General features: G+C 56.6%; 20 protein-coding genes. 19 read left to right on the top strand and 1 reads right to left on the bottom strand.

Annotated features, from left to right (window positions below; genetic code table 11):
- Positions 1–36 precede the first annotated feature (36 nt).
- From AOC04_RS15120 to ispD, 14 genes are all read left to right on the top strand, one after another.
- Positions 37–540, top strand: a complete 504-nt coding sequence (locus tag AOC04_RS15120) for an OmpH family outer membrane protein (RefSeq protein WP_060694737.1) — start codon at positions 37–39, stop codon at positions 538–540.
- Between the two features lie 2 nt (positions 541–542).
- On the top strand, positions 543–1,598 hold the full coding sequence (lpxD, locus tag AOC04_RS15115) for a UDP-3-O-(3-hydroxymyristoyl)glucosamine N-acyltransferase (RefSeq protein ID WP_060694735.1): 1,056 nt from the start codon (positions 543–545) through the stop codon (positions 1,596–1,598).
- A 109-nt stretch (positions 1,599–1,707) separates the two neighbouring features.
- Positions 1,708–2,148 (top strand): 3-hydroxyacyl-ACP dehydratase FabZ, encoded by a 441-nt coding sequence (gene fabZ / locus AOC04_RS15110; protein WP_003440450.1) that lies wholly within the window; start codon positions 1,708–1,710, stop codon positions 2,146–2,148.
- A complete protein-coding gene (lpxA, locus tag AOC04_RS15105; RefSeq protein WP_060694733.1) occupies positions 2,145–2,921 on the top strand; it encodes an acyl-ACP--UDP-N-acetylglucosamine O-acyltransferase in 777 nt (258 codons plus the stop codon). Before fabZ ends, lpxA begins: the two co-directional genes overlap by 4 nt.
- Before the next feature lie 2 nt (positions 2,922–2,923).
- Entirely contained in the window at positions 2,924–4,054 is a 1,131-nt protein-coding gene (gene lpxB / locus AOC04_RS15100) for a lipid-A-disaccharide synthase (protein WP_060694731.1), read from the top strand.
- An 11-nt stretch (positions 4,055–4,065) separates the two neighbouring features.
- Positions 4,066–4,689, top strand: coding sequence for a ribonuclease HII (rnhB, locus tag AOC04_RS15095; protein ID WP_060694729.1), 624 nt, complete (start codon positions 4,066–4,068; stop codon positions 4,687–4,689).
- A gap of 78 nt (positions 4,690–4,767) precedes the next feature.
- On the top strand, positions 4,768–8,289 hold the full coding sequence (gene dnaE / locus AOC04_RS15090) for a DNA polymerase III subunit alpha (protein ID WP_060694726.1): 3,522 nt from the start codon (positions 4,768–4,770) through the stop codon (positions 8,287–8,289).
- Between the two features lie 184 nt (positions 8,290–8,473).
- The gene (locus AOC04_RS15085) at positions 8,474–9,421 is read left to right on the top strand and encodes an acetyl-CoA carboxylase carboxyltransferase subunit alpha (RefSeq protein WP_060694724.1); all 948 of its coding nucleotides are present in this window, start codon (positions 8,474–8,476) and stop codon (positions 9,419–9,421) included.
- Positions 9,422–9,511: 90 nt separating this feature from the next.
- On the top strand, positions 9,512–10,828 hold the full coding sequence (gene tilS / locus AOC04_RS15080) for a tRNA lysidine(34) synthetase TilS (protein ID WP_060694722.1): 1,317 nt from the start codon (positions 9,512–9,514) through the stop codon (positions 10,826–10,828).
- Between the two features lie 272 nt (positions 10,829–11,100).
- Entirely contained in the window at positions 11,101–12,732 is a 1,632-nt protein-coding gene (locus tag AOC04_RS15075) for a CTP synthase (protein WP_060694720.1), read from the top strand.
- A 5-nt stretch (positions 12,733–12,737) separates the two neighbouring features.
- Positions 12,738–13,583: a 3-deoxy-8-phosphooctulonate synthase gene (gene kdsA / locus AOC04_RS15070; RefSeq protein ID WP_060694718.1), complete on the top strand. Its 846-nt coding sequence runs from the start codon at positions 12,738–12,740 to the stop codon at positions 13,581–13,583.
- Between the two features lie 153 nt (positions 13,584–13,736).
- Positions 13,737–15,026, top strand: coding sequence for a phosphopyruvate hydratase (eno, locus tag AOC04_RS15065; protein WP_060694715.1), 1,290 nt, complete (start codon positions 13,737–13,739; stop codon positions 15,024–15,026).
- A 163-nt stretch (positions 15,027–15,189) separates the two neighbouring features.
- A complete protein-coding gene (ftsB, locus tag AOC04_RS15060; protein WP_003440483.1) occupies positions 15,190–15,468 on the top strand; it encodes a cell division protein FtsB in 279 nt (92 codons plus the stop codon).
- The gene (ispD, locus tag AOC04_RS15055; protein ID WP_060694712.1) at positions 15,465–16,169 is read left to right on the top strand and encodes a 2-C-methyl-D-erythritol 4-phosphate cytidylyltransferase; all 705 of its coding nucleotides are present in this window, start codon (positions 15,465–15,467) and stop codon (positions 16,167–16,169) included. Before ftsB ends, ispD begins: the two co-directional genes overlap by 4 nt.
- Before the next feature lie 12 nt (positions 16,170–16,181).
- Here the strand turns inward: ispD and AOC04_RS15050 are convergent, their stop codons facing one another.
- Entirely contained in the window at positions 16,182–17,078 is an 897-nt protein-coding gene (locus AOC04_RS15050) for a LysR family transcriptional regulator (protein ID WP_060694708.1), read from the bottom strand.
- Positions 17,079–17,186: 108 nt separating this feature from the next.
- On the opposite strand from AOC04_RS15050, the gene AOC04_RS15045 reads away from it, so the two are divergent.
- From AOC04_RS15045 to surE, 5 genes are all read left to right on the top strand, one after another.
- Entirely contained in the window at positions 17,187–18,299 is a 1,113-nt protein-coding gene (locus AOC04_RS15045) for an S-(hydroxymethyl)glutathione dehydrogenase/class III alcohol dehydrogenase (protein ID WP_060694705.1), read from the top strand.
- Positions 18,300–18,410: 111 nt separating this feature from the next.
- Positions 18,411–19,256, top strand: coding sequence for an S-formylglutathione hydrolase (fghA, locus tag AOC04_RS15040; protein ID WP_060694702.1), 846 nt, complete (start codon positions 18,411–18,413; stop codon positions 19,254–19,256).
- Between the two features lie 43 nt (positions 19,257–19,299).
- Positions 19,300–19,773, top strand: a complete 474-nt coding sequence (gene ispF / locus AOC04_RS15035; RefSeq protein ID WP_060694700.1) for a 2-C-methyl-D-erythritol 2,4-cyclodiphosphate synthase — start codon at positions 19,300–19,302, stop codon at positions 19,771–19,773.
- On the top strand, positions 19,770–20,828 hold the full coding sequence (truD, locus tag AOC04_RS15030) for a tRNA pseudouridine(13) synthase TruD (RefSeq protein WP_060694698.1): 1,059 nt from the start codon (positions 19,770–19,772) through the stop codon (positions 20,826–20,828). Before ispF ends, truD begins: the two co-directional genes overlap by 4 nt.
- The gene (gene surE, locus AOC04_RS15025) at positions 20,816–21,565 is read left to right on the top strand and encodes a 5'/3'-nucleotidase SurE (RefSeq protein ID WP_060694696.1); all 750 of its coding nucleotides are present in this window, start codon (positions 20,816–20,818) and stop codon (positions 21,563–21,565) included. Before truD ends, surE begins: the two co-directional genes overlap by 13 nt.
- The last annotated feature ends 7 nt before the right edge of the window (positions 21,566–21,572 follow it).

Below are 21,572 nucleotides of genomic sequence, written 5' to 3'. Positions count from 1 at the left end.
TTTAGATACAGACAACAGTTTTTTTAGGGGTGCATCGTGCGTAAGTTGACTCAATTGGTTCTCCTGGCTTCGCTTCTGGTAGCTGGTCCGGCCTTTGCCGACATGAAAATTGCCGTACTGAACTATCAGATGGCGTTGCTTGAATCCGACGCGGCCAAGCGTTATGCCGTGGATGCCGAGAAGAAATTTGGCCCGCAACTGACCAAGCTCAAAAGCCTGGAAAGCAGCGCCAAGGGTATTCAGGATCGTCTGGTAAAAGGCGGCGATAAAATGCAGCAGGGCGAGCGTGAGCGTCTGGAGCTTGAATTCAAGCAAAAGGCCCGCGACTTCCAGTTCCAGTCCAAGGAGCTGAACGAAGCCAAAGCAGTTGCTGACCGTGAAATGCTGAAGCAGCTGAAGCCAAAACTGGATAGCGCTGTTGAAGAAGTCATCAAGAAAGGCAACTTTGACCTGGTGTTCGAGCGTGGTGCTGTAATTGATGTCAAACCTCAGTACGACATCACTCGCCAGGTTATCGAGCGCATGAATCAGCTGAAGTAATTATGACTGCGACTATAAAGCTCGGCCAATTGGCCGAGTTCCTCGGTGCCACCTTGCGTGGCAACGCGGAGAAAGAAATTACTGGGCTAGCCACTTTACAAGAGGCTGGCCCAGCTCAGTTGAGCTTTCTGGCCAATCCCCAGTACCGAAAATTCCTTGTCGACTGCCATGCTGGAGCTGTACTGCTCAAGCCGGCCGATGCTGAGGATTATGTCGGTGATGCGTTATTGGTGCCTGATCCTTATCTGGCGTACGCCCGCGTTTCCCACTTATTCGACCCCAAGCCCAAGGCGGCTCCCGGCATTCATCCGTCTGCAGTCATTGCTGCTGATGCCTTGATTGATCCGCTGGCCAGCATTGGCGCTTTTGCAGTGATTGAGAGTGGTGTACGTATTGCTGCTGGTGTCACGGTCGGTCCTCAGTGCTTTATCGGGGCACGTTGTGAAATCGGTGAGGGCGGCTGGCTGGCTCCGCGGGTAACGCTTTATCACGACGTACGCATCGGTAAGCGAGTAGTGATTCAGTCGGGTGCTGTCCTGGGCGGTGAAGGCTTTGGTTTCGCCAACGAGAAGGGTATCTGGCAAAAGATCGCGCAGATTGGTGGTGTAACCATCGGTGATGATGTCGAAATTGGCGTCAACACTGCCGTCGACCGCGGTGCTCTGGCTGATACGGTGCTCGGTAATGGCGTCAAGCTGGATAACCAGATACAGATCGCGCACAACGTTCAGGTCGGTGACCATACGGCGATGGCTGCCTGCGTGGGCATCTCCGGTAGCACTAAAATCGGCAAACACTGCATGTTGGCGGGTGGTGTCGGTCTAGTAGGGCACATTGAAATTTGTGACAACGTGTTCTTGACTGGTATGACGATGGTGACTCACTCGATTACCAAGCCCGGCGCCTACTCTTCTGGTACCGCCATGCAACCGGCGGCCGAATGGCGCAAGAGTGCGGCACGTATCCGTCAGCTGGACGATATCGCCAGACGGCTCAAACATCTGGAAAAGCACGTTGGAGAAGTGACCCCAAGCGGTAAAGCTTCTTCAGAGGGCTAATACATTTTCCATATCAAGTGTGCATAGCCACTGGTTTGCTTCCTTGATTTGCTAGAGGAGCGCGCCTTAGTCGCGCGCGCCCAATCTTTATTACAGGCTTCCCCACGAAATGATGGACATCAACGAGATTCGCGAATATCTGCCCCACCGTTACCCGTTCCTGCTGGTGGACCGGGTGGTGGATCTGGATATCGAGAACAAGCGCATTCGTGCCTACAAGAATGTCAGCATCAATGAACCTTTCTTCAACGGTCACTTCCCGGCGCACCCTATCATGCCCGGCGTTTTGATCATTGAGGCGATGGCTCAGGCTGCTGGCATTCTGGGTTTCAAAATGCTCGACCTGAAGCCTGCCGACGGCACGCTTTACTATTTCGTGGGCTCCGACAAGCTGCGCTTCCGTCAACCGGTCACCCCGGGTGACCAGTTGATCCTTGAAGCCAAGTTTCTGAGCTGCAAGCGTCAGATCTGGAAATTCGAGTGCCAGGCATCGGTTGATGGCAAGCCAGTGTGCTCTGCTGAAATTATCTGTGCGGAACGCAAACTATGAGTTTGATTGACCCTCGCGCAATCATCGATCCGACGGCCATTCTGGCCGACGACGTCGAGGTCGGCCCATGGTCGATCATCGGCGCAGGTGTGGAAATCGGCGAGGGGACAGTGATTGGGCCGCATGTGATTCTCAAGGGCCCAACCAGGATCGGTAAACACAATCGCATCTACCAGTTTTCTTCGGTAGGCGAGGACACACCTGATCTGAAGTACAAAGGCGAAGAAACCCGCCTGGTGATCGGTGACCACAACGTTATTCGTGAAGGGGTCACCATTCATCGCGGGACCATTCAGGATCGTGCTGAAACGACCCTGGGTGATCACAACCTGGTCATGGCATATGCCCACATCGGCCATGACAGCGTCATCGGCAATCACTGCATTCTGGTCAATAACGCTGCATTGGCGGGCCATGTACATATGGGTGATTGGGCAATCCTTTCAGGTTTTACTCTGGTTCATCAGTTCTGCCATATCGGTGCGCACAGCTTTTCAGGCATGGGCACTGCGATTGGCAAGGATGTTCCTGCGTTTGTGACTGTATTCGGCAGCCCCGCGCAAGCGCGCAGCATGAATTTCGAAGGCATGCGCCGTCGTGGTTTCAGTGAAGATGCCATTCATGCATTGCGTCGCGCTTACAAAGTGGTCTACCGCCAGGGTTTGACCGTAGACCAGGCTCTTGCCGAACTGGCTGAGCCCGCACTGCAATTTCCGGAAGTCGCAATGTTTGTCGAGTCGATTCAATCCTCCACTCGCGGCATTACGCGCTAGTCATGGCCAGATTGCGTATCGCGCTGGTGGCGGGTGAGGCTTCGGGCGACATTCTGGGCTCGGGATTAATGCGGGCGCTCAAGGCCCACCATTCTGATATCGAGTTTATCGGTGTTGGTGGTCCATTGATGGAAGCTGAGGGTATGACCTCTTACTTCCCGATGGAGCGCTTGTCGGTAATGGGGCTGGTGGAAGTGCTGGGTCGTTTGCGCGAGTTGCTCAAGCGCCGCAAGCTGCTGGTTCAGACCCTGATCGCAGAAAACCCCGACGTCTTTATCGGCATCGATGCGCCTGATTTCACTCTCAATATCGAGCTTCAATTACGTCGTGCCGGGATCAAGACCGTGCATTACGTTAGCCCCTCCGTGTGGGCGTGGCGCCAGAAACGCGTGCTTAAAATTCGCGAAGGCTGCGATTTGATGCTCACGTTGCTGCCTTTTGAAGCCAGGTTCTATGAAGAGCACGGCGTGCCTGTGCGTTTCGTCGGGCATTCCCTGGCAGACACGATTCCACTTGAGGCAGACAAAGCCGCTGCACGAGCCGAGTTGGGCTTGCCTGATGGGCCGTTGGTCGCGTTAATGCCGGGCAGCCGCGGTGGCGAAGTGGGCAAGCTGGGTGGTTTGTTCCTGGATGCTGCGCAAAAAATTCGCCAAGCACGACCTGATGTACGGTTTGTCTTGCCTTGCGCCAATGCGGCACGTCGCGAGCAAATTGAACAGTTGATGACAGGTCGCGACTTGCCGTTGACCCTGCTCGATGGGCGCTCGCATTTGGCTCTGGCGGCCTGTGATGCAGTATTGATCGCATCCGGCACGGCTACCCTGGAAGCGCTGTTGTACAAGCGTCCGATGGTGGTGGCTTATCGCCTCGCACGGCTGACTTACTGGATACTCAAGCGTCTGGTTAAAAGCCCTTACGTGTCATTGCCCAACTTGCTGGCTCAACGGATGTTGGTGCCTGAGTTGTTGCAGGATGCGGCGACTCCAGAGGCATTGGCGCAAACGCTGTTGCCCTTGCTGGACGGTGGCGAAGAACAAACCCGGGGCTTTGACGAGATTCACCGCACATTGCGTCTCGACGCTTCCAATCAGGCCGCCAAAGCGGTGCTGGATCTGATTGCGCAATCAAAATGAGTAAAGTAACCATGCAAATCGGACTGGATTTCAATCTGGTCGATCTGGCCGAAGACCTTGTGGCCGGAGTCGATGAGGTGGGCCGCGGCCCGTTGTGCGGCGCGGTAGTGACAGCCGCGGTTATTCTCGACCCTGCGCGCCCTATTGCAGGGCTCAACGATTCGAAAAAGCTCACCGAAGCACGTCGCGAAAAACTCTACGACGAAATCTGCGAAAAAGCCCTGAGCTGGTGCATTGCCCGGGCTGAAGTTGAGGAAATCGACGAGCTGAACATTTTGCACGCCACCATGCTGGCCATGCAGCGTGCTGTCGAAGGTCTGAGTATTACGCCCAAGCTGGCCATGATCGATGGCAACCGTTGCCCCAAGCTGGCGATGCCCGCTGAGGCAGTGGTTAAAGGCGACAGCAAGGTGCCAGCGATTGCAGCGGCATCGATTCTGGCCAAGGTCAGTCGTGACCGCGAGATGGCAGCCTTTGAGCTGATCTATCCCGGCTACGGCATCGGCGGGCACAAAGGGTACCCGACTGCGGTACACCTTGAGGCGCTCGAGCGCCTTGGGCCTACACCGATTCATCGGCGTTCGTTTGGCCCGGTGCGTCGGGCATGGGAAGCCCGCGAGGCACTCGAGATTTAGCCCCAAGGCTGATGTTTTTGCCAAGGCCCGGTACAATCCGGGCCTTGTTGTTTCTCAAAGCTTATAGACAGGATCACCATGCCGGCTTCATTCGTTCACCTGCGCCTGCACACTGAATACTCCCTGGTCGATGGCCTGGTGCGGATCAAACCGCTGATCAAAACCCTGGCCGGCATGAACATGCCTGCCGTAGCGGTGACGGATCAGAACAACATGTGTTCGTTGGTCAAATTCTATAAAGCGGCCATGGGCGGCGGGATCAAGCCGATTTGTGGCGCTGACCTGTGGCTGTCGAACAAGGATCCGGAGAACCCGGTGAGCCGTCTCAGTCTTCTGGCGATGAACGGCGTCGGCTATCGCAATCTGACCGAGTTGATCTCCCGGGGCTTCATTGATGGCCAGCGTAACGGCCAGGTCATCATTGAGCGCGAGTGGGTGGCCGAAGCTGCAGAAGGCCTGATCATGCTCTCGTCAGCCAAAGAGGGTGAAATTGGCATCGCGCTGATCAGTGGCAACACTGAAGAGGCCGAGGTTCTGGCCCGCGAATGGATGACCGTATTCCCGGACCGGTTCTATCTCGAGGTTCAACGCACCAAACGCCCCAATGACGAAGAGCACTTGCACGCGGCAGTGGCGCTGGCTGAAACAGTCGGCGCGCCGCTGGTGGCGACCAACGATGTGCGTTTCCTCAAGCAAGAGGACTTCGAAGCTCACGAAACCCGTGTATGCATCGGTGAAGGCCGGGCGCTGGATGACCCGCGCCGCTCCAAGAACTACAGCGATCAGCAATATCTGAAAAGCGCCGAAGAAATGGCCGAGCTGTTCAGTGACTTGCCCGAAGCACTGGCCAACTCGGTAGAAATCGCCAAGCGCTGCAACATCGAAGTGAAGCTGGGCAAACACTTTTTGCCCAACTTCCCGATTCCCGATGGCATGACCATCGATGAGTACTTCCGCAAGGTGTCCTTTGACGGTCTGGAAGATCGCCTCAGCGTTCTGTTGCCCAAAGACACCACCGAAGATTACGACGCCCGGCGCCAGGTTTATGTTGACCGGCTGAATTTCGAGCTGGATATCATCATCCAGATGGGGTTTCCCGGCTACTTCCTGATCGTAATGGACTTTATCCAGTGGGCTAAAAGCAATGGCGTGCCCGTGGGGCCGGGTCGAGGGTCGGGTGCCGGCTCGCTGGTGGCTTATGTACAGAAGATCACAGACCTTGATCCGCTGGAATACGACCTGCTGTTCGAGCGATTCCTTAACCCGGAACGGGTATCGATGCCCGACTTCGACGTCGACTTCTGCATGGACGGTCGGGACCGGGTCATTGAGTATGTGGCCGAAAAATATGGCCGCAACGCAGTAAGCCAGATCATTACCTTTGGTTCGATGGCTGCCAAGGCGGTAATCCGTGACGTGGCGCGGGTGCAGGGCAAGTCCTACGGCTTGGCCGATCGACTGTCGAAGATGATTCCGTTCGAAGTCGGCATGACCCTGGAAAAAGCTTATGAGCAGGAAGAAATCCTGCGTGACTTTATCAAGGTCGATGAAGAAGCCGCTGAAATCTGGGACATGGCCCGCAAGCTTGAGGGCGTAGTCCGTAACGTCGGCAAGCACGCGGGTGGTGTGGTCATCGCGCCGACCAAACTTACCGACTTTTCGCCGATTTATTGCGACGAAGAGGGCGGTGGCCTGGTAACCCAGTTCGACAAGGACGACGTTGAGTCTGCCGGTCTGGTGAAGTTCGACTTCCTGGGGCTGCGGACCCTGACGGTCATCGACTGGGCGCTGAAAACCATCAACCGTGATCGCGCCAAGGTGGATGAACCACCCCTGGATATCGCCTTCATCCCGCTGGACGACAAGCCGACGTATCAACTGCTGCAGAAAGCTGAAACCACGGCGGTCTTCCAGCTTGAGTCGCGCGGCATGAAAGAGCTGATCAAAAAGCTCAAGCCCGACTGCCTGGAAGACTTGATTGCATTGGTGGCCCTGTTCCGTCCGGGGCCGCTGCAGTCAGGCATGGTTGATGACTTTATCAACCGTAAACACGGTCGCGCCGAACTGGCGTATCCGCATTCGGACTACCAGTACGAAGGCCTCAAGCCGGTATTGGCCCCGACCTACGGCATCATCCTGTATCAGGAACAGGTGATGCAGATTGCCCAGGTCATGGCTGGTTATACCCTCGGCGGCGCTGACATGCTGCGTCGGGCCATGGGTAAGAAAAAGCCCGAAGAAATGGCCAAGCAGCGCGGCGGCTTTATCGAAGGTTGTGCCAACAACAATATTGATGGCGACCTTGCCGGTAACATTTTTGACCTGGTAGAGAAATTTGCCGGTTATGGCTTTAACAAATCCCACTCTGCTGCCTACGGCCTTGTGTCGTACCAGACGGCATGGCTGAAAACCCATTACCCGGCACCGTTCATGGCTGCGGTACTGTCGGCGGATATGCACAACACCGACAAGGTCGTGACCTTGATCGAAGAAATTCGCACCATGAAGCTGCGTCTCGACGCGCCGGATGTGAATGCTTCGGAGTTCAAGTTCACGGTTAATGACGAGGGCCGGATCATTTACGGGCTGGGCGCCATCAAGGGCGTAGGCGAGGGGCCGGTAGAGGCTATCACCGAAGCTCGCCAGGACGGCCCGTTCACCGATTTGTTCGATTTCTGCGCCCGGGTCGACCTCAAGCGTATTAACAAACGAACGCTCGATGGTCTGATTCGTAGCGGAGCGCTGGACCGTCTCGGGCCGTTTTTCCATGATGAACCCAAGGCCTGGCAGGCGAGTATCGACCAGAACCGCGCAGTATTGCTGGCTGCAATGGAAGAGGCGATCAAGGCTGCGGAACAAACCGCGCGCACCCACGACAGCGGGCATGCCGACCTGTTTGGCGGCCTGTTCGTCGAGGCGGATGCCGATGTCTACGCCAATCATCGCAAAGCGAAAGAACTGACGCTTAAAGAGCGCCTCAAAGGCGAGAAAGATACTCTGGGCCTGTACCTGACAGGTCACCCGATTGACGAGTATGAAGGTGAAATTCGCCGTTTTGCCCGTCAGCGCATCATTGATCTCAAGCCGGCCCGGGATACCCAGACCGTCGCCGGCATGATCATCGCGTTGCGGGTCATGAAGAACAAAAAAGGCGACAAGATGGGCTTCATCACCCTCGACGACCGGTCGGGGCGGATTGAAGCATCGCTGTTTGCCGAGGCGTTCCATTCGGCACAGTCGCTGTTGCAGACCGATGCCATGGTGGTGGTCGAAGGTGAGGTCAGCAATGACGACTTCTCCGGCGGGTTGCGTTTGCGGGTCAAGCGGGTGATGAGCATGGAAGATGCCCGCACCAGCCTGGCCGAGAGCCTGCGTCTGAAAGTTGCACAGTCCGCGCTTAAAGGTGATCAACTGCGCTGGCTGGGCGATTTGTTCAAGAAACACCGCGGGGCGTGCCCGATCACTATGGAATACACCGGTGTGGGCGCCAAGGCGACGCTGCAGTTTGGCGAGACCTGGAGAATTGATCCGGCTGACAGCTTGATTCAAGCGTTGCGTGACCAGTTTGGGCGAGACAACGTCTTCCTCCAATACCGTTGACGGTCAGGGGTGCGAGAAGCGCCCTGACCTCGACCCGAATTTTTAATCTCGACCTGAGAGCGCCTGTCCCTTAAGGTAGGCGCGATACAGATCAACCGGCTGCCCCAGTTCGGTTAAAAACGCCAGCAAATGCTGGGTTTTAAATCTTCTGGCATGCTTTGCCGCCGACCCAAGACGGATGCTTATGAACCCGAATTTTCTTGATTTCGAACAGCCGATTGCTGACCTGCAAGCCAAAATCGAAGAGTTGCGCTTGGTTGGTAATGACAATTCGCTGAACATCAGCGATGAAATCTCTCGTCTGCAAGACAAAAGCAAAACGCTGACTGAAGATATTTTCGGCAAGCTGACCAGCTGGCAGATTGCCCGTCTGGCCCGTCACCCGCGCCGTCCTTACACGCTGGACTACATCGATCACATCTTCACCGAGTTCGATGAGCTGCACGGCGACCGTCACTTCTCGGACGACGCTGCCATTGTTGGCGGTATTGCCCGTCTGGACGATCAGCCAGTGATGGTGATTGGTCACCAGAAGGGCCGTGAAGTACGTGAAAAGGTACGTCGCAACTTCGGTATGCCGCGTCCTGAAGGCTACCGCAAGGCCTGCCGCCTGATGGAAATGGCCGAGCGGTTCAAGATGCCGATCCTGACTTTCATTGACACGCCTGGCGCTTATCCCGGGATTGATGCTGAAGAGCGCAACCAGAGTGAAGCGATTGCCTGGAACCTGCGTGTGATGTCGCGCCTCAAAACCCCGATCATCGCCACCGTAATCGGTGAAGGTGGTTCGGGCGGCGCATTGGCAATCGGCGTCTGCGATCAGTTGAACATGCTGCAGTACTCGACCTATGCGGTGATTTCGCCGGAAGGTTGTGCATCGATTCTGTGGAAAACCGCCGAAAAAGCGCCGGACGCTGCTGAAGCGATGGGCATTACCGCCGAGCGCCTGAAAGGTCTGGGCATTGTTGACAAGGTCATCACCGAGCCATTGGGTGGCGCGCACCGTGATCCGGTGGCGGCTTCCGCTTCGATTCGTGCCGAGCTGGCTTCTCAGCTGGACATGCTCAAAAAACTGGATCACGAAGCGTTGCTCAAGCGTCGCTATGAGCGCCTGATGAGCTACGGTCTCTGACAGGAGCATTGTAGGGGCGAGCTTGCTCGCGAGCTCTTCGTCGCTGCGTTGAAACGCTCGCGAGCAGGCTCGCTCCTACAGGATTGTGCGATGTCCAACCTCTCAATCCAGCTTCTCAAAGCCCTCGAGCCCTGGCGCAATGCCAGGGCCTGGCATGTAGCGTTCTCCGGCGGTCTTGATTCGACCGTGCTGCTGCATCTTCTCGCTCAACTGCGTCAAATCCATTCTCTGCCTCCTTTGAGTGCCATCCATGTCCATCATGGTCTTCAGGCTGCGGCAGATGCGTGGCCGGCTCATTGCCAGGCACTCTGTGATGATCTTGGAGTGCCGCTGCAGGTTGTGCGCGTGCACGTGCAAGCCGGAGCAAGCCTTGAGCGCGCTGCGCGTGATGCGCGCTACCAGGCGTTTGTGGCGCTTACCCAGGCGCAAGAAGTGCTGCTTACCGGCCAGCATCGCGATGATCAGGCCGAAACCTTTCTGTTTCGTCTGTTGCGCGGGGCGGGGGTGAGCGGGCTGGCTGCGATGCCGCATCAGCGTGGTCTGGGCGAAGGCGATCTATGTCGACCTTTGCTGGATGTTCCACGCGCTCATCTGGAGGCCTACGCGCAGGAACACAACCTGAGCTGGATTGAAGATCCATCCAATGTCCGCACCGACTTTTCGCGAAATTATTTGCGCCATGAGATTTTTCCGCTGCTGACCCGGCGCTGGCCGCAAGCCGCCGCCAGCATGGCCCGCAGCGCGTCCCACTGTGCCGAGGCACAGGGCTTGCTCGATGAACTGGCCCGGCAGGATCTGCAGGAGGCGGGATCTGTCAGCGAGTTTGACTGGCTAGGGTTGCAATCTTTGGAACTTGCGCCGATCACCAGCCTTTCTCCCGCCCGTCAACGTAACGCTTTGCGTCACTGGTTGGCTGCCCTAGGTCTATTGCCAGATACCGATCATTGGGCCGGCTGGGATGCCTTGCGTGATGCGCGTGCCGATGCGCAGCCGGTGTGGAAACTTGCCGAAGGCCAATTGCACCGTGCTGGCGGGAGAATCTGGTGGATGGCGGGTGACTGGCTGCGCCAGCCGATAGCTCCCATGCAATGGGATAATCCGCTTCTGCCACTGGCATTGCCGGGAAACGGTCAATTGCAATTGCTGGGGCAAGCTCCGGGTGGTTCGCTGCAAGTGCGCTATCGTCAGGGGGGCGAGGTGATGACGGTGAAAAATCGTGGTCATCGTGACTTGAAGCGACTGCTCAATGAGCAGGGGCTGCCATTGTTTGCCCGTGGCAGATTGCCGCTTCTGTACGTAAATGAGCAATTATTGGCAGTGGCAAACCTCCCGGGACTGGACTGCAGCCCCTGTGGACGCTGGCAATTGCAGTGGCTGCCAACTAAGAGCGATCAAGGTTTGAGCTGAAAGGGGGTTTCCGGTAGACTACGCTCCCTTCTTGATACAACTTCTGTAGATTCACCAGAATTGCAGATGTTGCCGATTACCAAGCAGTCTTTGCTGGGCGATTTTAAAAAAATGTGTGGCTTGTATCGAACCGGTGGTTTCCATCGGTCTGTTTCAACGCAGCAGTTTTTCGAAAGGTGCACTGTGACTAATGCTGGTGATTGGGGGCTTCGGCCTTCCTTCGCTTTCCCCGGCGGCTCTGACCGCTTTAACGCAGACTTCTAGGGTTTTTCATGACGCGCTACATCTTCGTCACGGGCGGTGTTGTTTCTTCATTGGGGAAAGGCATTGCCTCGGCTTCATTGGCAGCCATCCTGGAGGCGCGGGGACTTAAGGTCACCATGCTGAAGCTGGACCCCTACATCAACGTTGATCCGGGCACCATGAGCCCGTTCCAGCACGGTGAAGTGTTCGTCACACACGACGGCGCCGAGACCGACCTGGACTTGGGTCATTACGAGCGGTTTATCCGCACGACCATGACCCAGAACAACAACTTCACCACGGGCCGTGTTTACGAACACGTCCTGCGCAAGGAGCGCCGTGGTGATTACCTGGGTGCAACCATTCAGGTAATTCCGCACATCACCGACGAGATCAAGCGTCGAATCATCAAGGGCGCCGGCGATGCCGACGTAGCGATGGTTGAGATTGGCGGCACTGTGGGTGACATTGAGTCGCAACCGTTCCTCGAGGCAATCCGTCAGTTGCGCATCGAAGTAGGCGCCAAGCGCGCCATGCTGATGCACCTGACTCTGGTACCGTACATCGCCACTGCTGGCGAAACGAAAACCAAACCAACGCAACATTCGGTTAAAGAATTACGTTCCATCGGCCTGCAGCCAGATGTTCTGATCTGCCGTTCCGATCACCACGTCGATATTTCTTCGCGCCGCAAAATCGCGTTGTTCACCAACGTTGAAGAGCGTGCGGTGATTTCGCTGGAAGACGCCGACACCATCTACCGTATTCCGGGAATGCTGCACGCTCAGGGTCTGGATGATTTTGTCGTTGAGCGTTTCGGTCTGGAGTGCAACAGCGCCGACTTGTCCGAATGGGAGCAAGTGGTCGACGCCAAGCTCAATCCGGAGCACGAAGTCACCATCGCCATGGTCGGCAAGTACATGGAGCTGCTGGACGCGTACAAGTCGCTGATCGAAGCGATGAGCCACGCCGGGATTTCCAACCGTACCAAGGTCAACCTGCGTTATATCGATTCTGAAGACATCGAAAACAAAGGCACTGAACTGCTGGAAGGTGTCGATGCCATTCTGGTTCCGGGCGGCTTCGGTCTGCGCGGCGTAGAAGGCAAGATCACTGCGGTTCAATATGCTCGCGAAAACAAGGTGCCATACCTGGGTATCTGCCTGGGCATGCAAGTTGCCGTTATCGAGTTCGCACGTAACGTGCTGGGCTGGAAAGACGCCAACTCTACCGAGTTTGATCGCAACAGCGGCCACCCGGTTGTGGGCCTGATCACTGAGTGGGAAGACGCCACAGGTGCTGTTGAAACCCGTACCGAGACTTCGGATCTGGGCGGCACCATGCGTCTGGGTGCGCAGGATTGCCAGCTTACCGCCGGCTCTCTGGTTCACGACTGCTATGCCAAGGACGTGATCGTTGAGCGTCATCGCCATCGCTATGAAGTGAACAACAACCTGCTGCCTCAACTGATGGAAGCCGGCCTGAAAGTAACCGGTCGCTCCGGTGACGGCGCGCTGGTAGAAGTGGTTGAAGCACCGGATCATCCTTGGTTCGTCGCTTGCCAGTTTCACCCGGAGTTCACCTCCACGCCACGTGATGGCCATCCATTGTTCACAGGCTTCGTCAAGGCAGCATTGACGCAGCACGAGAAGAAGGCATAAACAGCATGGCGCAAAAGATAATCCGTGTAGGCAATATCGAAATTGCCAACGACAAGCCAATGGTCTTGTTCGGTGGTATGAACGTGCTGGAAAGCCGTGATATGGCCATGAAGGTGTGTGAAGAGTACGTGCGTGTTACCGAAAAGCTCGGTATCCCTTACGTATTCAAGGCCAGTTTCGACAAGGCCAATCGCTCCTCTGTCAGCTCTTACCGTGGCCCAGGCCTGGAAGAGGGCATGCGGATTTTTCAAGACATAAAAGCCGCCTTTGGTGTGCCGCTGATTACCGACGTCCACGAGCCTGCGCAGGCAGCCGTGGTCGCCGAAGTCTGCGACATCATCCAGTTGCCGGCTTTCCTGTCGCGTCAGACTGATCTGGTTGTGGCCATGGCCAAAACCGGTGCCGTGATCAACATCAAAAAAGCCCAGTTCCTTGCGCCTCAGGAAATGAAACACATCCTGAGCAAATGCGAAGAAGCGGGCAACGATCAGTTGATCCTCTGTGAACGCGGCTCCAGCTTTGGCTACAACAACCTTGTGGTCGACATGCTGGGCTTCGGCATCATGAAGCAGTTCGAATACCCGGTATTTTTCGACGTGACACACGCGCTGCAAATGCCCGGTGGTCGCTCGGACTCTGCCGGTGGTCGCCGCGCCCAGGTAACGGATCTGGCCAAGGCTGGCATCAGCCAGAGCCTTGCCGGTTTGTTCCTTGAAGCACACCCGGATCCTGACAATGCCAAATGCGACGGCCCTTGTGCCTTGCGTCTGGACAAGCTTGAGCCATTCCTGGCTCAACTGAAGTCGCTGGATGAGTTGGTCAAGAGTTTTCCAACAATAGAAACCGCGTAACCCTCGTTTCTCCGGTAAAGTACCGCACGATTTCTCGGGCCCCAGGGCCCGAGCCTTATCGTCCGCAAGGCTGCCTGTTAATTAGTCCCTGTCGGCGATAACAATATTTCCCTCAGCTGCGTCGTTTTCGTCAACTTTGGAGTGTTTACAACAATGGCAAAAATCGTCGACATCAAAGGTCGTGAAGTTCTCGATTCCCGTGGCAACCCCACTGTGGAAGCGGATGTGCTTCTCGATAACGGCATCATCGGCAGTGCTTGCGCGCCTTCCGGTGCTTCCACCGGTTCCCGTGAAGCGCTGGAACTACGTGATGGCGACAAGAGCCGTTACCTGGGCAAGGGCGTTTTGAAAGCCGTTGCCAACATTAACGGCCCGATTCGCGATTTGCTGCTGGGTAAAGACCCGGTTGATCAAAAAGCGCTGGACCACGCGATGATTGCGCTGGACGGCACTGAAAACAAAGGTTCTCTGGGTGCTAACGCCATCCTCGCTGTATCCCTGGCTGCTGCCAAGGCTGCTGCTCAGGACCAGGACCTGCCGCTGTACGCACACATCGCCAACCTGAACGGCACACCGGGTGTTTACTCGATGCCGGTACCGATGATGAACATCATCAACGGTGGCGAGCACGCTGATAACAACGTCGACATTCAAGAGTTCATGGTTCAGCCGGTGGGCGCCAAGACTTTTTCCGACGCGCTGCGCATGGGCACTGAAATCTTCCATCACCTCAAAGCTGTTCTCAAGGCTCGTGGCCTGAGCACTGCAGTGGGCGATGAAGGTGGTTTCGCACCTAACCTGGCTTCCAACGAAGATGCACTGAAAGTGATCTCCGAAGCTGTTGCCAACGCTGGCTACACCTTGGGCACAGATGTGACCCTGGCGCTGGACTGCGCGGCCAGTGAGTTCTACGAAGACGGCAAGTACAACCTGTCGGGCGAAGGCCAGGTATTCAACTCGGAAGGTTTCGCCGAGTATCTGAAAGGCCTGACCCAGCGTTACCCGATCATCTCCATTGAAGACGGCCTGGACGAGTCTGACTGGGATGGCTGGAAAATCCTGACCGACAAGATTGGTGAGAAAATTCAGCTGGTAGGTGACGACCTGTTCGTAACCAACACCAAGATCCTGAAAGAAGGCATCGATAAAAAGATCGCCAACTCGATCCTGATCAAATTCAACCAGATCGGCACCCTGACCGAAACCCTGGAAGCTATCCAGATGGCCAAGGCCGCTGGTTACACTGCTGTGATTTCGCACCGTTCCGGTGAAACTGAAGACTCCACCATTGCCGATCTGGCGGTGGGTACTTCGGCTGGCCAGATCAAGACCGGCTCTCTGTGCCGTTCGGATCGCGTGTCCAAGTACAACCAATTGCTGCGTATCGAAGAGCAACTGGGTGCAAAAGCCAAGTACAACGGTCGCAGCGAGTTTCGCGGCTAAGCAGTTGGTGGTAAAAAGACAGCAGGTTATGTAGGAATATTCGCTCAAGCGAGTCTTTTAACACTAACCTGAATGTGTACAAGCCTGGGTCTTCCAGGCTTTGTACTATTGGTTGTTTACGTTTTTCGGCATGGCTGTCTTTTCACTGGATACCTGATATTCGATGCGCAGTCCCAATTGGTTGTTTCTCATCTTGCTCTTGCTGCTGGCTGGCCTACAGTATCGCCTGTGGGTGGGGAATGGCAGTTTGGCGCAGGTTACCGACCTGACGCAGCAAATCGCCGATCAGCATGCTGAAAACGAAGTATTGCTGGAGCGCAACCGCGTGCTGGATGCGGAAGTGCTTGAGTTGAAAAAAGGCATGGAGACCGTTGAAGAGCGTGCTCGCCATGAGTTGGGCATGGTCAAGGAGGGCGAAACCCTCTACCAGTTGGCCCAATGAGTTATCCGTCACCGGCCTTCTGGGCCGTGATTCCTGCCGCGGGCGTTGGTGCCCGTATGGCCGCGGACCGTCCCAAGCAGTACTTGCAGCTGGGCGGGCGCAGTATTCTGGAACACAGCATCGGCTGTTTCCTCGATCATCCGGGTCTCAAGGGGCTGGTGGTCAGTGTCGCTAGCGATGACCCTTTTTGGCCTTCCTTGCCTTGCTCCGTCGATCCACGGATCGCACGGGTAGAGGGTGGGCGCGAGCGTGCCGATTCGGTGCTCAATGCGTTGCTGCACCTGCATGCGCTGGGGGCATCCGATGAAGATTGGGTATTGGTGCACGATGCTGCACGACCCAACCTGTCCCGTGAGGATCTGGACAAATTGTTGAGTGAGCTGGCCCTCGACCCGGTCGGTGGTTTGCTGGCAGTTCCCGCGCGGGACACGCTCAAGCGGGTCGACAAGAATGGCCGGGTGCTCGAAACCGTAGACCGCAGTTTGATCTGGCAGGCATATACGCCGCAGATGTTCCGCCTGGGTGCATTGCACCGTGCCCTGGCTGATAGCCTGGTCGCCGATGCGAAGATCACTGACGAAGCATCCGCAATGGAGTGGGCCGGGCTGGCGCCGCGTCTGATCGAGGGCCGTTCGGACAACATTAAGGTGACGCGCCCTGAAGACCTCGAGTGGTTGCGCTTGCGCTGGGCTAATCGCTGATCCTACAGGTCTTTAACCCAAATACTCTTCCCGCTGGGCCAATCCTTCCTTCAGATAATCCACCAGCTTCCTGACCTTGGGCGACAAGTGCCGTTGCTGCGGGTACAGGGCCCAAACCGCAGTATTGGGTGGTTGATGAGCTTCAAGCAAAGACACCAGCGCTCCAGTCTTTAAATGCTCCAGCACATAATAGTCCGGTAACTGACACAACCCGACGCCCAGCAGGGTTGCGTCCAGTACCGCCTGCCCACTGTTGCAGCGCCAATTGCCTTGCACCCTTTGCGAAAACTCTCGTCCGTCCAGCTGCAATTGCCAGAGATCCGAACTGCCAATCAGACAATTGTGGCGGCTCAGTTCTGACAGGCTGTGAGGACGACCGTAATGCGCCAGATAAGAGGGCGATGCGCACAAGTACATACGTCTTGGTGCCAGGCGGGTAGCGACCAGTCGCGAGTCCTGCAGCCGGCCCAGGCGAATGGCCAGGTCGAGACTCTCATGCACCAGGTCCAACGGGCGATTGCTCAGTTCAATGTCGACCCGTAACTGCGGGTACAACCCCATAAAACGCGTCACCAGCGGCACAATAAAACGCTCTCCATAGGCCACCGCGCAAGTCATTCGCAGCATGCCTTTGGGTTCGCTGGCCAGATCACCGACTGCACGCAACGCTTCTTCGCGGCCATCTTGCAAGCGCTGACAGTGCTGTAAAAAAGTTTGTCCGGCCTCGGTCAGGGTCACCCGTCGCGTACTGCGATAAAACAGGCGGGTTTGCAGGCGCTCCTCGAGGCGGGCTACCTGGCGGCTTATGTGCGATGAGGAAACCCCAAGACGCTCGGCAGCGGCGGTAAATTGCCCGCATTCTGCTACGGCGACAAACTCGTCAATGCCTTCCCAGCGGCTCTCACTCACGACTTATTATCCCTGTATGGCAATAATGTTTTGCTTTTGTCTGGATTATTAATCAGTCAGCGCTGATTTACACTCGGTATTCTGTTTTAACTTTGCTGGAGTCGATTGATGATCAAGTCACGTGCTGCCGTAGCCTTCGAGGCCAAAAAACCGCTGGAAATCGTGGAAGTTGACGTTGCCATGCCCAAGGCGGGTGAAGTGCTGCTGCGGGTGGTGGCTTCCGGTGTATGCCACACCGATGCCTACACCTTGTCGGGGGCTGATCCGGAGGGCATCTTTCCGTCGATTTTGGGCCATGAAGGCGGCGCTGTAGTTGAGGCGATCGGCGAAGGTGTTACTTCCGTGGCAGTGGGCGATCACGTCATCCCGCTGTACACGCCAGAGTGCCGCAAGTGCAAATTCTGCCTGTCAGGCAAGACCAACCTGTGTCAGGCGATTCGCGCCACTCAAGGCAAAGGCCTGATGCCGGATGGCACTACGCGTTTCTCCTACAAGGGGCAGCCAATTTTCCATTACATGGGCACTTCTACGTTTTCGGAGTACACCGTGCTCCCGGAAATCTCGGTGGCCAAGATTCAAAAAGACGCGCCGCTGGAGAAGGTTTGCCTGCTCGGTTGCGGCGTCACCACTGGCATTGGTGCGGTGATCAATACTGCCAAGGTCAAGCCGGGCGACACCGTCGCCATCTTCGGTCTGGGCGGCATCGGCCTTTCAGCGGTGATCGGCGCAGTAAAAGCCAAGGCTGCACGGATCATTGCCATCGATATCAACCCGGCCAAATTTGAAATCGCCAGGCAACTGGGCGCAACCGATTGCGTCAACCCGAAGGATTTTGATCGCCCGATCCAGGAAGTAATAGTCGACATGACTGACGGTGGAGTCGACTTTTCTTTCGAGTGCATCGGCAATGTGCAGTTGATGCGTGCGGCACTGGAGTGCTGCCACAAAGGATGGGGCGAGTCCGTGATCATCGGCGTGGCCGGTGCCGGTCAGGAAATTTCGACCCGTCCCTTCCAGCTGGTGACCGGTCGCGTCTGGCGTGGTTCGGCATTTGGTGGCGTGCGCGGTCGCACTGAATTGCCAAGCTATGTCGACATGGCGCAAACCGGAGAGATCCCGCTGGACACCTTCATCACCCACACCATGGGGCTGGAAGACATCAACAAGGCATTCGACCTGATGCACGAAGGCAAAAGCATTCGTACGGTCATCCATTTCTGATAAGCAGCGGCATGCGCGCAATACGGTGGAAAAACCGCCGTATTGCTCATGTGGGAGCCGGCCGGCTCCCACAGGTAATGAGTTCTTCTCTTGAAGCCTGGAGCTGCCTCTATGACTCTTGAAAATATTTCCTGCCAGAAAAGCTTCGGCGGCTGGCACAAGCGCTACCGGCACCGTTCTGAGGTGCTGGGTTGCGACATGGTGTTTGCCGTGTATTTGCCGCCCCAAGCCGAGCAGGGCGCCAGGCTGCCGGTGTTGTACTGGCTGTCGGGTTTGACCTGTACCGATGAAAATTTCATGCATAAGGCCGGCGCGATGAAAATGGCTGCCGAGCTGGGGCTGATTATCGTGGCGCCGGACACCAGCCCCCGTGGTGACGGTGTGCCGGATGATCCGGATGGCGCCTGGGATTTCGGCCTGGGTGCAGGTTTTTACCTGAACGCTACTCAGCAGCCTTGGGCCCAGCATTACCGCATGCATGATTATGTAGTGCAGGAATTGCCGGCATTGGTTGAAGCGCATTTCCCTGCGTCGCAAAAACGCGGGATCAGCGGGCATTCGATGGGGGGGCACGGGGCATTGGTTTGTGCGTTGCGCAATCCGGGGCGCTATCTGTCGGTGTCAGCCTTTGCGCCCATCAGTAACCCTATGGATTGCCCTTGGGGGCAAAAAGCCTTCTCCGGCTATCTTGGGGATGAGCGTACCCGCTGGCGCGAGTGGGATGCGTGCGCCTTGATCAGCGAAGCCCGGGAAAAACTGCCGCTGTTGGTTGATCAAGGCGACCGCGATGACTTTCTGGCTGTACAGCTCAAGCCCGAGGCTCTGCAACAGGCTGCAAAACAGGCGGGCCATCCGCTGACCTTGCGCTTGCAACCGGGCTACGACCACAGCTATTTTTTCATCGCCAGCTTTATTGACGACCACTTGCGTCACCACGCGAGCGCACTAAGCGCTTAATAGTGGGTAGAATCACGCCCTGACTTAATCGGGGCGTTTTTTTATGCGTATTGGCCACGGCTATGATGTGCACTGTTTTGCTGAAGGCGATTTTATAACCTTGGGCGGCGTGCGGATCCCTCACAAATTTGGCCTGTTGGCCCACTCTGATGGCGACGTGCTGTTGCACGCGCTCAGCGATGCTCTGCTGGGTGCGGCGGCGCTGGGCGACATCGGCAAGCACTTTCCGGACACAGATCCGACGTTCAAGGGGGCCGATAGCCGCGTCTTGTTGCGTCATGTCGTAGGTCTGATCCATGCCAAAGGTTGGAAAGTCGGCAATGTCGACAACACCATCATTGCCCAGGCGCCAAAAATGGCGCCGCATATTGAAACGATGCGCGCGCTGATTGCGGCGGATCTCGAGGTTGATTTGGACCAGGTAAACGTTAAAGCCACCACCACCGAAAAGCTCGGCTTTGTCGGTCGTGAAGAAGGCATCGCAGTGCATTCCATCGCGTTGTTGGTTCGCGGATGAACGAGTTTGATCTGCTGGGGCCGTTGGCTTATGGCGAGCCTTTGGGCACTGCGGTGCTCAAGGCCACGGCTGAAGACTTCCAGGTTGATGAAGTGCTGGATATTCCGTTGTCCGGAGACGGCGAGCATCTGTGGCTGTGGGTCGAGAAGCGTGGACTTAATACTGAAGAAGCCGCGCGGCGTATCGCCAAGGCCGCAGGTGTGCCGCTGCGTACAGTCAGTTACGCCGGCTTGAAAGACCGTCAGGCGCTGACCCGTCAATGGTTCAGCGTGCAGTTGCCGGGCAAGGCCGATCCTGACCTGTCTGGCGCTGAAAACGACACGCTTAAAATTCTGAAAAGCACACGCCACAAACGCAAGTTGCAACGGGGCGCCCATGCCGCCAACGGTTTCACCTTGCGTTTGACGCAACTGGCCGGGGACAAGGATGCGCTGGCGCAACGTCTTGAACTGATCGCCAAACAGGGCGTACCGAATTATTTCGGTAGCCAGCGTTTCGGCTGGCAGGGCGGTAACCTGGGTGAGGCCCGTGATTATGCTGCGCGCAAGGCTTTGCCTGAGCAGCGAAACGTACGCTCGCGGCTGTTATCCACCGCACGCAGTTATCTGTTCAATCAGGTGCTGGCGGCGCGGGTGGCCGATGGTAGCTGGCAGCGTGCACAGGTAGGTGATTTGCTGGCCTTTACCGATAGCCGCAGTTTTTTTCCGGCAGGTGAGGCTGAATGCAGCGATCCGCGACTGGCCATTCTCGATCTTCACCCCACTGGCCCGCAGTGGGGTGAGGGGGATTCGCCAACTACCGGCGCTACCCATGGGCTGGAGCAGTCAATTGCAGAGCGTGAAGCTGATTTGCGTGACTGGCTGGTTCGAGCAGGCATGAGCCATGAGCGCCGTATCCTGCGGCTGCCCATTGGCCGGTTGACGTGGCATTATCCGGAACCTGACATTCTGCAACTGGAATTTGTTCTGCCGGCCGGATGCTTCGCTACTGTCCTGGTGCGCGAACTAGTTGATCTGGTGCCTTTGGGTCAAACGGACAGCCTATGCGTATTCTGATTTCAAACGATGATGGGGTCGCGGCCCCGGGTCTGGCCGCGCTTTATGGCGCGCTGGCCGATTATTGCGAGTGCGTGGTAATCGCGCCCGAGCAAGACAAAAGCGGGGCGAGCAGTTCGCTGACGCTGGATCGGCCCTTGCATCCGCACACCCTGGCCAATGGCTTTATCAGCATTAATGGTACGCCTACCGATTGCGTTCACCTGGGCCTTAACGGCTTGCTGGAGCAGCAACCGGACATGGTGGTCTCGGGCATCAACCTGGGTGCCAATCTGGGGGATGATGTGCTGTATTCCGGCACTGTGGCTGCGGCGCTTGAAGGGCGCTTTCTGGATCGACCTTCGTTCGCGTTTTCTTTTGTGTCACGTCAACTGGACAATTTGCCGACGGCGGCCTATTTCGCCCGTAAGCTGGTTGAAGCTCATGCGGTGCTGGATTTACCGCCGCGTACGGTCCTCAACGTGAATATTCCTAACCTGCCGCTCGAGAAAATCCGCGGTATTCAACTCACGCGTCTGGGGCATCGTGCCCGTGCTGCTGCCCCGGTACGTGTTGTTGATCCTCGGGGCAAGGCCGGCTACTGGATTGCGGCTGCTGGCGATGCTGAAGACGGAGGTCCGGGAACGGATTTTCATGCCGTGATGCAGGGCTATGTTTCGATCACGCCGCTGCAACTGGACCGTACTTTTGGTGATGGCTTCAAAAGCCTCGGTGTCTGGCTGGAGGGTATGGGCTGATGGGGCG

This window comes from Pseudomonas versuta, assembly GCF_001294575.1.
In the GTDB taxonomy this organism is placed as follows: Bacteria; Pseudomonadota; Gammaproteobacteria; order Pseudomonadales; family Pseudomonadaceae; genus Aquipseudomonas; species Aquipseudomonas versuta.
Note: the sequence above shows the minus strand (reverse complement) of the source record. Positions and strands in the feature narration are given on the sequence as shown.

Bases quoted from the DNA above. Each gene is read 5' to 3' on its own strand.
- lpxD (WP_060694735.1), top strand. From the start codon at position 543: ATGACTGCGACTATAAAGCTCGGCCAATTGGCCGAGTTCCTCGGTGCC.
- fabZ (WP_003440450.1), top strand. From the start codon at position 1,708: ATGATGGACATCAACGAGATTCGCGAATATCTGCCCCACCGTTACCCG.
- lpxA (WP_060694733.1), top strand. From the start codon at position 2,145: ATGAGTTTGATTGACCCTCGCGCAATCATCGATCCGACGGCCATTCTG.
- lpxB (WP_060694731.1), top strand. From the start codon at position 2,924: ATGGCCAGATTGCGTATCGCGCTGGTGGCGGGTGAGGCTTCGGGCGAC.
- rnhB (WP_060694729.1), top strand. From the start codon at position 4,066: ATGCAAATCGGACTGGATTTCAATCTGGTCGATCTGGCCGAAGACCTT.
- dnaE (WP_060694726.1), top strand. From the start codon at position 4,768: ATGCCGGCTTCATTCGTTCACCTGCGCCTGCACACTGAATACTCCCTG.
- AOC04_RS15085 (WP_060694724.1), top strand. From the start codon at position 8,474: ATGAACCCGAATTTTCTTGATTTCGAACAGCCGATTGCTGACCTGCAA.
- tilS (WP_060694722.1), top strand. From the start codon at position 9,512: ATGTCCAACCTCTCAATCCAGCTTCTCAAAGCCCTCGAGCCCTGGCGC.
- AOC04_RS15075 (WP_060694720.1), top strand. From the start codon at position 11,101: ATGACGCGCTACATCTTCGTCACGGGCGGTGTTGTTTCTTCATTGGGG.
- kdsA (WP_060694718.1), top strand. From the start codon at position 12,738: ATGGCGCAAAAGATAATCCGTGTAGGCAATATCGAAATTGCCAACGAC.
- eno (WP_060694715.1), top strand. From the start codon at position 13,737: ATGGCAAAAATCGTCGACATCAAAGGTCGTGAAGTTCTCGATTCCCGT.
- ftsB (WP_003440483.1), top strand. From the start codon at position 15,190: ATGCGCAGTCCCAATTGGTTGTTTCTCATCTTGCTCTTGCTGCTGGCT.
- ispD (WP_060694712.1), top strand. From the start codon at position 15,465: ATGAGTTATCCGTCACCGGCCTTCTGGGCCGTGATTCCTGCCGCGGGC.
- AOC04_RS15045 (WP_060694705.1), top strand. From the start codon at position 17,187: ATGATCAAGTCACGTGCTGCCGTAGCCTTCGAGGCCAAAAAACCGCTG.
- fghA (WP_060694702.1), top strand. From the start codon at position 18,411: ATGACTCTTGAAAATATTTCCTGCCAGAAAAGCTTCGGCGGCTGGCAC.
- ispF (WP_060694700.1), top strand. From the start codon at position 19,300: ATGCGTATTGGCCACGGCTATGATGTGCACTGTTTTGCTGAAGGCGAT.
- truD (WP_060694698.1), top strand. From the start codon at position 19,770: ATGAACGAGTTTGATCTGCTGGGGCCGTTGGCTTATGGCGAGCCTTTG.
- surE (WP_060694696.1), top strand. From the start codon at position 20,816: ATGCGTATTCTGATTTCAAACGATGATGGGGTCGCGGCCCCGGGTCTG.